The sequence below is a fragment of the Nonomuraea sp. NPDC003560 genome, from assembly GCF_042878785.1.
Taxonomy (GTDB): domain Bacteria; phylum Actinomycetota; class Actinomycetes; order Streptosporangiales; family Streptosporangiaceae; genus Nonomuraea.
Genome location: NZ_JBIAOF010000007.1, coordinates 485,811 through 498,089 on the forward strand (window position 1 = coordinate 485,811; position 12,279 = coordinate 498,089).

At 75.2% G+C, this 12,279-nt stretch carries 12 protein-coding genes; 8 read left to right on the plus strand and 4 right to left on the minus strand.

What is annotated here, in order from left to right:
* The first annotated feature begins 1 nt into the window (after position 1).
* Genes ACFYUV_RS28740 through ACFYUV_RS28770 form a run of 7 tightly spaced genes read left to right on the plus strand, consistent with a single transcriptional unit; the run spans position 2 to position 7,776 of the window.
* Entirely contained in the window at positions 2-1,228 is a 1,227-nt protein-coding gene (locus ACFYUV_RS28740) for an NAD(P)/FAD-dependent oxidoreductase (RefSeq protein ID WP_387673164.1), read from the plus strand.
* Entirely contained in the window at positions 1,225-1,503 is a 279-nt protein-coding gene (locus ACFYUV_RS28745; RefSeq protein WP_387673166.1) for a (2Fe-2S)-binding protein, read from the plus strand. Before ACFYUV_RS28740 ends, ACFYUV_RS28745 begins: the two co-directional genes overlap by 4 nt.
* Positions 1,496-3,001, plus strand: coding sequence for an NAD(P)/FAD-dependent oxidoreductase (locus ACFYUV_RS28750; RefSeq protein WP_387673168.1), 1,506 nt, complete (start codon positions 1,496-1,498; stop codon positions 2,999-3,001). Before ACFYUV_RS28745 ends, ACFYUV_RS28750 begins: the two co-directional genes overlap by 8 nt.
* The gene (locus tag ACFYUV_RS28755) at positions 2,994-4,508 is read left to right on the plus strand and encodes an aldehyde dehydrogenase (NADP(+)) (protein WP_387673171.1); all 1,515 of its coding nucleotides are present in this window, start codon (positions 2,994-2,996) and stop codon (positions 4,506-4,508) included. The genes ACFYUV_RS28750 and ACFYUV_RS28755 overlap by 8 nt, the downstream gene beginning before the upstream one ends.
* Positions 4,509-4,553: 45 nt before the next feature.
* Positions 4,554-5,690 carry a phosphotriesterase gene (locus tag ACFYUV_RS28760; RefSeq protein ID WP_387673173.1) on the plus strand — a complete coding sequence of 379 codons (1,137 nt, stop codon included), beginning with the start codon at positions 4,554-4,556 and terminating at the stop codon, positions 5,688-5,690.
* On the plus strand, positions 5,687-6,757 hold the full coding sequence (locus tag ACFYUV_RS28765; protein ID WP_387673176.1) for a phosphotriesterase: 1,071 nt from the start codon (positions 5,687-5,689) through the stop codon (positions 6,755-6,757). Before ACFYUV_RS28760 ends, ACFYUV_RS28765 begins: the two co-directional genes overlap by 4 nt.
* 11 nt (positions 6,758-6,768) lie before the next feature.
* Positions 6,769-7,776 (plus strand): alpha/beta hydrolase, encoded by a 1,008-nt coding sequence (locus ACFYUV_RS28770; protein WP_387673179.1) that lies wholly within the window; start codon positions 6,769-6,771, stop codon positions 7,774-7,776.
* A 139-nt stretch (positions 7,777-7,915) separates the two neighbouring features.
* Here ACFYUV_RS28770 and ACFYUV_RS28775 read toward each other — a convergent pair whose 3' ends face one another.
* Positions 7,916-8,887, minus strand: a complete 972-nt coding sequence (locus ACFYUV_RS28775) for an alpha/beta hydrolase (protein ID WP_387673183.1) — start codon at positions 8,885-8,887, stop codon at positions 7,916-7,918.
* A 114-nt stretch (positions 8,888-9,001) separates the two neighbouring features.
* Between ACFYUV_RS28775 and ACFYUV_RS28780 the strand changes: the two genes are divergently transcribed.
* Positions 9,002-9,544, plus strand: a complete 543-nt coding sequence (locus tag ACFYUV_RS28780) for a hypothetical protein (protein ID WP_387673185.1) — start codon at positions 9,002-9,004, stop codon at positions 9,542-9,544.
* A 28-nt stretch (positions 9,545-9,572) separates the two neighbouring features.
* Here the strand turns inward: ACFYUV_RS28780 and ACFYUV_RS28785 are convergent, their stop codons facing one another.
* The 3 genes from ACFYUV_RS28785 to ACFYUV_RS28795 form a co-directional block, all read right to left on the minus strand.
* The gene (locus tag ACFYUV_RS28785; protein WP_387673188.1) at positions 9,573-10,736 is read right to left on the minus strand and encodes an FAD-dependent monooxygenase; all 1,164 of its coding nucleotides are present in this window, start codon (positions 10,734-10,736) and stop codon (positions 9,573-9,575) included.
* Positions 10,737-10,826: 90 nt separating this feature from the next.
* Entirely contained in the window at positions 10,827-11,354 is a 528-nt protein-coding gene (locus ACFYUV_RS28790; protein ID WP_387673190.1) for a hypothetical protein, read from the minus strand.
* A gap of 79 nt (positions 11,355-11,433) precedes the next feature.
* The gene (locus ACFYUV_RS28795) at positions 11,434-12,159 is read right to left on the minus strand and encodes a LuxR C-terminal-related transcriptional regulator (protein ID WP_387673192.1); all 726 of its coding nucleotides are present in this window, start codon (positions 12,157-12,159) and stop codon (positions 11,434-11,436) included.
* Positions 12,160-12,279 lie beyond the last annotated feature (120 nt).

Consider the following 12,279-nt stretch of genomic DNA (forward strand, 5'->3'; position numbering starts at 1 on the left):
CGTGAGCGCCGACCTCGTCGTGGTCGGCGCCGGCGTGGTGGGCGCGGCCGGCGCGTACTTCGCCGCGCTGGCCGGGCTGCGCGTGGTGGTCGTCGAGCGCGGCGCCATCGCCGGGGGCACCTCCAGCGCGGGCGAGGGCAACCTGCTCGTGTCCGACAAGGAGGCCGGGCCCGAGCTGGACCTCGCGCTCTACTCGCAGCGGGTGTGGCGCGAGGACCTGGCCGAGCACGCCGGGCTGTGGGAGTTCGAGGCCAAGGGCGGGCTGGTCGTCGCGGCGTCCGGGCCGGGCCTGGCCTCGCTGCGCGAGCTGGGCGAGCACCAGCGCCGCCACGGCGTCGAGGTGCGCGACGTGGCGGCGGAGGAGCTGCGCGACTACGAGCCGCACCTCGCGCCCGGTCTCGCCGGAGCCGCCTTCTACCCACAGGACGCCCAGGTCCAGCCCATGCTGGTGGTCGCCCACCTGCTGCGGCTGGCCCGCGCGCACGGCGCCGAGGTGCGCACCGGCACCGGCGTCACCGGCTTCCTGCGCGACGGGAGCCGGGTGACCGGCGTGCGCACCACGGCCGGCGACCTGCCCGCCGGGGCGGTGCTCAACGCGACCGGCACGTGGGCCGGCGACGTCGCCGCCCTGGCCGGGGTGCACGTGCCCGTCCTGCCCAGGCGCGGGTTCGTGCTGGTCACCCAGCCCATGCCGCCCCGGACGATCCGCCACAAGGTCTACGCCGCCGAGTACGTCGGGGACGTGGCCAGCTCCGACGCCGCCCTGCAGACCTCGCCCGTCGTGGAGGGCACCGGCAGCGGCACGATCCTCATCGGCGCTTCCCGGGAGCGCGTCGGCTTCGACCGCACGTTCTCCCCGCGGGCGGCCGGCGCGCTGGCGGCCAAGGCGATCGCGCTGTTCCCGATGTTGCGGGACGTCCGGGCCATGCGCACGTACCTGGGCTTCCGGCCCTACTGCCCGGACCATCTGCCGGTGATCGGGCCCGACCCGCGCGCGCCCGGCTTGTGGCACGCCTGCGGGCACGAGGGCGCGGGCATCGGACTGTCCGCGGGCACCGGCAAGCTCGTCGCCCAGGCGCTCACCGGCCACGCCCCGGACCTCGACCTCAAGCCGTTCGCCCCCGACCGCTTCCCCGCCCCCGACCGCTTCCCCGCCCCCGACCGCTTCCCCGCCCCCGACCACTTTCCCGGCACCGGGCCCGCGACGACCGAGGAAAGGCCCCGATGACCCACCAGATGACCTTCCGTGGCGTGAGCGTCCCCGCCGAGCCCGGCCAGAGCGTCGGGGCGGCCCTGGTCGCGGCCGGCATCCTCGACTGGCGCACCACCCGCGGCGCGGGCCGGCCGCGTGGCCTGTTCTGCGGCATCGGCGTCTGCTTCGACTGCCTCATCACCGTCGACGGCGTCCCGGACCTGCGCGCCTGCCTGGTCCCGGCGCGCGACGGCATGCGGCTCGGCGACGACGCCCCGGCGGACGGCGAGCAGGGAGGTCGTCATGCGTGAGACGCACGACGTCGCCGTGGTCGGCGCGGGCCCTGCGGGGCTGGCCGCCGCCGTCGAGGCCGCCGAGGCCGGGCTGGACGTGGCCCTCGTGGACGGCGCCCGCCAGCCGGGCGGCCAGTTCTGGCGGCACTACGACGAACGCCACGCCCGCCCCGAGGACGCCGCCGGCCACCACGACTGGCCGGTCTTCACCCGGCTGCGCGACCGGCTGCGCCCTCTGACCGCCGCCGGACGGGTCCGCTACCTGCCCGGCCACCAGGTCTGGCTGGCGACCCGCGACGGCGCGGGCACGTTCACGCTGCGCACGACGCCCACCGTCCCCGAGGAGGGGGCGTCCGGCACGACGGTGACCGCCCGCGCGCTGATCCTGTGCCCCGGCGGCTACGACCGGCAGCTGCCCGTCCCCGGCTGGGACCTGCCCGGCGTGATGGCCGCCGGGGGAGTGCAGGCCCTGCTCAAGGGGCAGCGCACGCTCGCGGGCCGCCGCGCGGTCGTCGCCGGGACCGGGCCGTTCCTGCTGCCGGTCGCCACCGGCCTGGCCGCGGCCGGGGCCAGGGTGGCGGCGGTCGCCGAGGCCAACGCCACGCTCGGCTGGCTGCGCGACCTGCGCGGCGCCGCGTCCGTGCCGGCCAAGGGGCTGGAGGCGCTGCGGTACGCCGCGCTGATGGCCCGCCACCGCGTGCCGTACCGCACCGGGACCGTGGTCACCGAGATCCTGGGCGAGGACCGGGTCGAGGCCGTCCGGCTGGCCCGGCTCGGCCGCGACGGCCGCCCGGCCGGGCCGGCCCGCGAGATCCCCGCCGACCTCGTCGCGCTCGGCTGGGGGTTCACGCCGTCCCTCGAACTGCCGCTCATGCTCGGCGCCGACAGCAGGAAGGACGTCGACGGCTCGCTGGTCGTGACCGTGGACGCCTTCCAGCGCACCGGCGTCCCCGGCCTGTACGTCGCGGGCGAGGCGACCGGCGTCGGCGGCGCGGTCCTGGCCCGGCAGGAGGGCCGGCTGAGCGCCCTCGCCCTGGCCCGTACGCTGGGCCGCCGGGCCGACCCGGCGCTCATGGGCCGGTTGCGCCGGTCGATCGCCCGCGGGCGGCGCTTCGCCGCGGCCATGCACCGGACCTACCCCGTGCCGCGCGCCTGGACGTCCTGGCTGCGGGACGAGACGCTGGTCTGCCGCTGCGAGGAGGTCTCCTACGGCGACCTGCGCCGCGCCCACGACGAGCTGGGCGCGGGCGACCCGCGCACGCTGAAGATGCTGGCCAGGCCGGGCATGGGCTGGTGCCAGGGACGGGTGTGCGGGTTCGCCACCGCCGGCGTCGCGGCCTGCCTGAGCCGCCGCGAGAGCACGGCCGGCGACCTGCGCCCGCTGTCCACCCGGAGCCTGGCGGCCCCGGTGTCCCTGGGCGAGCTGGCCGCGCTCGCCGACGACAACCCCGACGCCCCAGCCGAAACCCCTGACGACGCCCCCGAAGACCACGAAAGAGGACGAGACCGTGAGTGACGTGCTGAGCGTCGACCCGCGTACCGGACAGGCCCGCGAGCGCGTCGCGGCGGAGTCGACGCCGCGGGACGTGGACCGCGCCGTGCGCGCCGCTGCCGCCGCCGCCCCCGCCCTGGCCGACCGGTCCGTACGCGCCGACCTGCTGCGTACCGCCGCCGCGCTGCTGGAGGAGGGCGGCGAGGAGATCATCGCGACCGCCGACGCGGAGACCGCGCTCGGCCGGGTCCGCCTCACCGGCGAGCTGGCCCGCACCTGCTACCAGCTGCGGGCCTTCGCCGACGTGGCCGAGTCGGGCGCCTTCCTGGACGTGATCATCGACCACGCCGACCCGGCCGCCCGCCCGGCCCCCCGTCCCGACCTGCGGCGCTACAAGGTGCCGCTGGGCGTGGTCGCGGTGTTCGCGGCGAGCAACTTCCCGCTGGCCTTCAGCGTGCCGGGCGGCGACACCGCCAGCGCGCTGGCCGCCGGGTGCCCGGTCGTCGTCAAGGCGCATCCGGACCATCCGGCGACCAGCGTCCTGACCGCCCGCGCGCTGCGCGCCGCCGCGGAGAAGGCCGGTCTGCCGGCCGACGTCGTGGGCCTGGTCCACGGCTTCGCGGCGGGTCCGGAGCTGGTCCGGCACCCGCTGACCGCCGCCGTCGGCTTCACCGGCTCGGTACGCGGCGGGCGGGCGCTGCACGACCTGGCCGCCGCCCGTCCGCGGCCGATCCCGTTCCACGGCGAGCTGGGCAGCCTCAACCCGGTCGTGGTGACCGAGCGGGCCGCCGCGACCAGGGCGGCCGAGATCGGCGCGGGCCTGGCCGCCTCCTACACCCAGGGACTCGGCCAGTTCTGCGTCAAGCCGGGCCTGGTCCTGCTGCCCGCGGGCCCGGCGGGCGACGCGGTGCTCGACGCCGTGGTCACGGCCGCCGTGCCCGCCGGACCGCTGCTCGACCCGCGCATGCGGGCGGCCTTCCTGGACGGCGTGCGCTCCCGCGCCCAGCTGCCCGGGGTCACGCAGGCGCTGGCCGCGGGCGAGGACGACGCCGCGCCGCTGGCCGTCCGGCCGGGCGTGCTGACCGTGGCGGCCGAGCGGCTCGCGGACGGCGACGCCCACGCCGAGCTGCTGGAGGAGTGCTTCGGACCGGTCACCGTCGTGGCCCGGTACGGCTCGGAGTCCGAGCGGGACGCCGTGCTCGACGCGCTGCCCGGCAACCTCACCGCGACCGCGCACCTGGCGGCCGACGAGCGCGAGGGCGCGGCGGCCGGCCTGGTGGCCAGGCTCGCCGGGCTGGCCGGGCGGGTCGTCGTGGACGGCTGGCCCACGGGCGTGTCGGTCGCGCCCGCGATGCAGCACGGCGGGCCGTACCCCGCCTCGACCAGCACCTCGACCTCGGTCGGCGGCACCGCGATCGAGCGCTGGCTGCGCCCGGTGTGCTTCCAGGACACCCCCGACCCCCTCCTGCCGCCGGAGCTGCGCGAGGCCAACCCGCTCGGCGTCCCCCGGACGGTGGACGGAGTCGCCTGACGCTTTTATCTACACTTGTAGACGCTCTGGGGCTATATTGCTCGTGTGTCCACCACCGATGCCACGGTCGTGGCCGTCACCGGCGAGGTCCCAGCGGCCTCGCTGGGCGCGGTCCTGCCGCACGAGCACCTGCTGAGCGACTTCGCCCCGCCCGACGACACGCCCGAGTCCTGGGCGCGTACCGGCCGCACCCGTCCCACGGCGGCCGGCGCCCTGTGGCTGTACCGCGCGCCGCTGACGATGGACCTGCTCGGCGAGGTCGGCATGGGCGCCGTCAACCGGGACGACCTGCTGCTCGGCGACGCGGGCCTGGCCGCCGCCGAGCTGGCCGCGTTCCGGGAGGCCGGCGGCGGCACGGTGGTGGACCTGACGACCGACGGGCTCGGCCGCGACCCGGCCGGGCTGCGCCGGCTCGCCGAAGAGACCGGCGTGACCGTCGTCATGGGCTGCGGCCGTCACCACCCCACCCGGACCGCCATCCCCGCCGCCCGGGACGCCGCCGCACCGGCCTCGGCCCGGGGCGCCGCCGCGCCGACCTCGGCCCGGGACGTCGCCGCGCCGGCCGAGGAGTTGACCGAGGAGCTGGTCCGCGACCTCACCGAGGGCGTGCGCGGCGTGCGGGCCGGCATCATCGGCGAGCTGGCCGCGCTCGACCCCGGCGTGCCCGCCGAGCGCGCGCTCCTGGTCGCCGCGGCCCGCGCGGCGGCGGCCACCGGCGCCGCCGTCTCACTGGCCCGCAACGAGGACCCGGCCGTCCAGCAGCGCGTCCTCGACCTGCTCGCCGAGGAGGGCGCGGACCTCACGCGAGTGGCCGTCGGGCACTGCGACGCGCTCTCCCCGCGGCCCGACGACCTCGAACCGCTGCTCGGGCGCGGCGTCTTCGTGCAGTTCGACCAGCTCGGCAGGCTGCCCACCGCGCTCAGCGTCTCCGACGACCAGGACGTCGCCGCGGCCGTGCTCGAACTCGCCCGCCGCGGCCACGCCGGACGCCTCCTGCTGTCGCAGGGCGTACGGGCCAAATCCCAGCTCCTCGCCTACGGCGGCGGCGGTTACGCCTTCGTCCTGCGGCAGTTCGTGCCGTACCTGAGGATGCTCGGAGCCGACGACGAGCTGATCGAGACCCTCACCGTGCGCAACCCGAGGCGGCTGCTCACGCTCCGGACCGAGGAGGCGGGCTCGTGAGCCGCTACCCCTTCCCCATCCCCGACCTGGCCGGGCAGGCGCTCACCGTCGCCGGCCCGGTGGACCCGGCGCTGCTCGGGCAGACGTCCATGCACGAGCACATCTTCATCGACCTGCGCAGGCCCGCCCGGTCCCGCCGGCCCGGCGAGGACGCGCCGGCGGCGGCCGAGCCGCTCACCCTGGCCAACCTCGCCCGCACCCGCCACGGCGGGCCGAACGCCGACAACGACCTGCTGGGCGACTTCGACGAGATGCTCGCCGAGACCCTCGCCTTCGCCCACAGCGGCGGGCGCACCATGGTCGAGGTCTCGCCCATCGGCCTCGGCCGCGACCCCGAGGCGCTGCTGCGGCTGTCCCGGGCCACCGGGATGCACATCGTCATGGGCGGCGGCTGGTACACCCCGGCGTTCCACCCGGCCGACATGTCCGAGCGCACCGTGGACGAGCTGGCCGACGTCATCGTGCGCGACGTCGTGCTCGGGGCCGACGGCACCGGCGTGCGCGCGGGCGTCATCGGCGAGGTCGGCGCGGAGTCGGTGCCGCTGACCGGCGGCGAGCTCAAGAGCGTACGGGCCGCCGGGCGGGCCGCCCGCATCACCGGCGCGCCCGTCACCTTCCACGTCGGCGGCGTCGGCGAGGAGAAGTTCCGGGTGCTCGACATCCTCCAGGAGGAGGGCGTCGCCCCCGGCAACGTCGTCCTGGGCCACTGCACGGACGTCCTGTCCGGCCCGGAGTTCGCCGAGCGGCTGCTGGCCCGCGGCGTCTTCGTCGAGTTCGACTTCCTGGCCGCGCCGGGCAGCCCGTGGGGGCACCTGGTCCTGGGCAGCGACCACAAGGTGCTGCGCGGCATCGCCGACCTGGTCGAGCGCGGGTACGCGGGCCAGATCGTGCTCGGCCACGACGTGTGCCAGAAGATCCAGCTCAAGCGGTACGGCGGCAAGGGCTACGACTACATCCCGCGGCACTTCCTGCCCGCCCTGCGCCGCCTCGGCGTCAGCCCCGAGGCCATCCACATGATCATGGTCGAGAACCCGGCACGGGCGCTCGCCTTCGCAGAACCGCAGTGACCAGGAGAACCATGCCCCCCACCCCCGTGCCTCCGACTCCCGTGCCCCCCGTCCCCGTGCCCTTCGACCCGGCGCTGGCCGTGGTCCTGGACGGCATGCCCCGGCCGGACGGCCCCGCCCCCACCCTGGAGACCATCCCGCTGATGCGCGCCGCCGGGGCGGCCATGCCCATGCCGCCGGTCGCCGAGGTGATCGGCGACCGCGAGATCGACGCCGAGGAGCTGCTCGTCCCCGGCCCGGCCGGCGCGCCGGACCTGGAGGTCACGGTCCTGCGCCCGCGCCGCCTGCGGGCCCCGGTCCCCGGGCTGTACAACATCCACGGCGGCGGCATGATCACCGGCCATCGGGCCATGGACACGCCGCGCCTGGTCGCGCTCGTCGAGGAGCTGGGCGTCGTCGCCGTCAACGTCGAGTACCGCCTGGCCCCCGAGCACCCCCACCCGGCGCCGGTCGAGGACTGCTACGCCGGGCTGGCCTGGATGTCGCGGCACGCCGCCGAGCTCGGCGTGGATCCCGGACGGGTGGTGGTCATGGGCGGCAGCGCCGGCGGCGGCCTGGCGGCCGGGGTCGCCCTGCTGGCCCGCGACCGCGGTGGCCCGCGCCTGGCCGGCCAGCTCCTGCTGTGCCCGATGCTGGACGACCGCAACACCACCGTCTCCAGCCACCAGTACGACGGCCTCGGCACCTGGCCGCGCGCCCTGAACCTGCTGGGCTGGCGGGCACTGCTCGGCGAGCGGGCCGGCGACCCGGACGCCGACGTCCCCTGTCACGCGGCCCCGGCGCGGGCGGCGGACCTGTCGGGGCTGCCGCCCGCGTTCGTGGAGGCGGGGGCCGCCGAGCTGTTCCGTGACGAGGACGTCGCGTACGCCACGCGGATCTGGGCGGCCGGCGGGCAGGCCGAGCTGCACATCTGGAACGGCGCCTTCCACGGGTTCGACATCTTCGCACCGGACCACGAGATCACCCGCGCCGCCCTCGCCACCCGCCTCTCCTGGCTCCGCCGCATCCTCACCCCCTGACCCACACCGCCCCCTGCCCCCCGAGCCCCCTGGCCGCCCCATCGCGCGAAGGGTGTCCGGGGTGCTGGGGGAGGGGTGAGCTGCCCACGCCGCCCGAGCCGCCGTTCTCCTCGTTGTGGGGAGGGGCGGCCGGGTGGGGTCAGATGCCCAGGGTGCGTTGCAGCCAGGAGTGTTTGGCTTCCTGGGCGGCGCGGGAGACGCGGGCGCCCGGGGTGCCGGTGAAGCCGTGGTGGCCGCCGGCCCACACGTGCAGTTCCGCCTGGCCGCCGGTCGCCCAGATGCGGCCGGCGAACTCGACCGCCTCGTCCCGGAACACCTCGGCCGCCCCGACCTCGATGAAGACCGGCGGCAGCCCCGACAGGTCGGCCGCCCGCGCCGGGACCTCGTGCGGCAGCACGTCCGGGCCGCCCCGCCGGTCGCCGAGCAGGGCGGTCCAGGCGGTGTCGTTGTTGTTGCGGTCCCAGGCGCCGATGCCGTCGTACTGGAGGCTCGACACGGTCGAGTTCCGGTCGTCGATCATGGGGGCGCCGACGTAGAGCCCGGCGGCGGCGGGGCCGTTCCGGTCGCGGGCCATGATGCCGACGGACGCGGTGAGCCCGCCGCCCGCGCTGAAGCCGGACACGAGCAGCCGCCCCGGGTCGAACCCCAGCTCCTCGGCGTGTCCGGCGGTCCAGACGAAGCCCGCGTAGCAGTCCTCGGCCGCCGCCGGGGCCGGGTTCTCCGGGGCGAGCCGGTACTCGACCGTCACCCCGACCATGCCGTGTTCCAGGGCTGCCTGGATCAGGCCCTCGATGCCGAAGAAGCGGGTGCCGAGGATCATCCCGCCGCCGTGGATCTCGTACACGGCCGCCGCGCCGGGCGCGGGGCCGCCCTTGGGACGGACGACCGTGAGCGTGACGTCGGGAGCGCCCTCGGGGCCGGGCACGTCCACGTCCCACCACTCGACGGGACGGCCGGCGACGATCGTCTCCATGGGCGGGATGAGCTCGGCGAAGATCTCGCGGTTGCGCTGGATGGTGTCCGCGCGCAGCGGAACGCTCTCGACCGCCGCCAGGAACGCCGCGAGACCTTCCGCCAGCTCAGGGTCGTAGGGAACGGGGACGTAGCTCATCGTGCCGCCTCTCGGAGCCGAACGGACGGCTTAAAGTCTACGAGCGTAGAAGCGGTCTGTCCTGATATACACGGGTACGCGATCAGTCCGACCATGTCCCCCAAGGAGAAGACCATGGTGAAGAGACTCCTCGAAGCGACCCCGTTACGCGCGGGGGTCGTCGCCGCCGTCGCACTGACCGGCACACTGCTGACCTCCGCCCCGGCCGGCGCCGCCACGTCGGGCCTGCGGGCCGCGGCCGTCCAGACCTCCTCGGCCGTCCAGGAGGCGGCCTCCCGCCCGGCCAACGGCCGGATCGTCTACGACCGTCTCAGCGGCGGCCGCGGCGTACTCAAGATCAAGAACGGCACGTCGAAGGACGGCGTCGTCACCATCGTCAAGGGCCGGACCAAGGCGATCAGCGTCTACGTCCGCGCGCGGTCCACGGCCCGCATCCGGGACGTCCGGGACGGCACGTACCGCATCTTCTTCACCACCGGCTACCGGTTCAGCATGTCGAAGGGCCGCTTCACCAGGGGCGCGACGTACCAGAAGTTCAACGACCGGCTGCGCTTCCGCACGACCTCGACGCAGTACACCATCTGGACGCTGACCCTGAACCCGGTCAAGGGCGGCAACGCCCGCACCAGCCCCGTGAACCCCAAGGACTTCCCCTGATCGGGGCCTGAGCGGGCGCGCCTCCCGGTCAGTCCTTGCCGGAGCCGCCGAACCCGCCGAAAAAGCTGAGAACGCGGTCGACCTGGGCGTACATCCGCGGCGGCAGGTGCGGCAGCACCCGGGAGTGACGCTGGCCGAGCAGCGCGATGAACTCGACCGGCGAGAGGTCGATGTAGCGCGTCAGGTTCTCGTACCACTGGGCGCTGAGCCGGGCCGACTTCTGGTGCGGGCGGATCGCCTTGCGGCGTTCGCGGTCGTAGCGGGCGAGGGCGGCCGGGAGCTCCGGCTCCTGGTTCAGCGCGTTGACGAGGAAGGCGGCGTCCCCGAAGGCCAGGGCGGTGCCCGCGCCGATGGAGTAGTGGGTGGTGTGCGCGGCGTCCCCGAGCAGGACGAGGTCGTCGTGGTACCACGTGCGGTTGGTCAGCGTGCGGAAGTTCAGCCAGTACGCGCTGCCGTCGGTGTGCGCCCGTCCGATCAGCGGATGGCCGTCCAGGACGTCGGCGAAGATCTTCTCCAGCAGCGCCAGGCCGTCGGCCGCCTCGGCCTGGTCGAGGCCGAGCCCCTTCCAGGTCTCGGGGGAGCACTCGACGACGCACGTGCTGTGGTCGCCGCTGTAGACGTAGCAGTAGCACCAGATCCAGCCGTGCGGGGTCTCGGAGAAGGCGAAGGTGAAGGCGTCGAAGACCTTCGTGGTGCCGAGCCAGATGTAGTGGTTGCGCCCGACCGCGATCTCGGTGCCGAAATGCTCGGCGTGCGGCGCGCGCAGCGTGCTGTTGATGCCGTCACCGGCCACGACCAGGTCGGCGTCGAGCTCCTCCCGGGAGGCGATCTCGCGGCCGTGCTCGACGTGCACGCCCAGGGAGCGGGCGCGGTCGGCCAGGATGTCGAGCAGGCGGTGGCGGCAGATGCCGAAGCCCTCGTCGGACTCGGTGAGCGACACCGTCGCGCGGTCCTGGATGTGGGTGACCCAGCTGTCCCAGCGGATCGAGTTCTCCCTGATGACGTCCGCCGACTCGGGGTCGGCGGCGCGCAGGTTCTTGAGCAGGTCGTCCCAGTAGGTCACGCCCCAGCCGTAGGTGGTCCCGGCCGGGTTGCGCTCGTAGACGGCGACCTCGTGGGACGGGTCGACCCGCTTCATCAGGATCGAGAAGTACAGGTTGGCGGGCCCACCGCCGACGCAGGCGACCTTCACACTAGCTCCCCTAGCGACAGAAAGTAATCAATTCAGCACAGAGAGTATCAGAGGGTCTGTGCCGGGGGAGAAGGCACGCCCGCCGGACGGTCAGGCCGCCGCCCGCGCCGTACCGCGCAGGCCGAGGGTGAGGCTGCCGGCCAGCAGCACGACGCCGGACAGCACCCCGCTGACGACCGGCACCCACGCCACCGCGGGGGTGGCGGCCAGGACGAGCCCGCCGGCGCCGAGCAGCGTGAGCGCGACGCCCGGCACGGCGATGCTCCAGTCCTTCCAGATCGGCGCCAGCGCGACGAAGTGCACGCCCACCACGAACGCCACCCACGCCACGTTCCCCTCCTCGGGACGCCCGAGCGCGGCCAGCACCCGCAGCCCGCCGAACAGTAGAACCGCCTCGGCCACGACCACGGCCAGGTAGCCGGGCCCGAACATGCCCCGCCGGCCGGCCGCGGCGGGACGTTCCGCGCGCACGGCACGCAACCACATCGCCAGCACGCCCGCCGCCGCCAGGCACGCGGCGGCCCGCAGCAGGTTCGCGGTCACGGAGCCGAGCGGGCCGTGCGCGTTGACGACGACGAACACCGCGCCGAACACCGCGCCGACCAGCAATCCAGTCATTTTCTGCATGACATCCATCGAAGCGCCCGCCGCGGCCCGCCCGCACGGGTGCTGGGACGAGAACGAGGTAGCCCTGGCCCTACCTCGCCACGCCGCGCAGGTAGGCCAGCACCGCCAGCACCCGCCGGTTGGCGTCGTCGGTCGCGGGCAGGTCGAGCTTGGCGAACACGGAGGCCACGTGCTTGCCGACGGCCGCCTCGGTGATCGACAGGGCGCGGGCCACGGCGCTGTTGGAACGGCCCTCGGCGATCAGCGCCAGCACCTCCCGCTCGCGGGGCGAGAGCCGGTGGGCCGGCTCGGTGACCTCCCTGGCCCGCGCCCACGACAGCTCGAACAGGTCGATGAGGGTGGCGATCAGCCCCTGCTGCCTGATCATCAGCGCGCCCGGCGTGTAGGCGATCGGGGTGATCCGGACGAACGCCACGGACCGGTCGAAGATGAGGAGCTGCTGGATGGGCTCGTCGATGACCCGGTGCAGGTCGCCGGCGGCGTGCAGCTCCTGGATGCGGGCCGCCTTGCGCGGGTCGTCCAGCACGCTCGAATGGACGATCGTGCGCATCGACAGGCCCTCCCGCAGGGCGTCCAGCACGGTACGCCGGCTGCGCTGCTCGTCGCGGCCCTGCTCGCGCGAGCCCACCGGGTGCATGGCCCGCAGCTCGGCCGACGACCGGGTGGCGCGCAGGATCTGCCGGCGGACGAGCTCGGGGTCCTCCAGCCGCTCGACGTCGACGGGGATGCCGCGCAGCTCGCCGACCACCTCTTCCAGGCGGCGGGCGAGGTGGTCGAGCGACTGGCTCTCGGTCACGCTCCTCCTCCGCACGCGCACCCATTCTCCCCGCCCCGCGAAGGGATGCCCAAATCGGCGAAGGGGCGCCGTCCGGCTGGACGGCGCCCCGGTTCGCGGGACCGCTGGGCGGCGGTGATC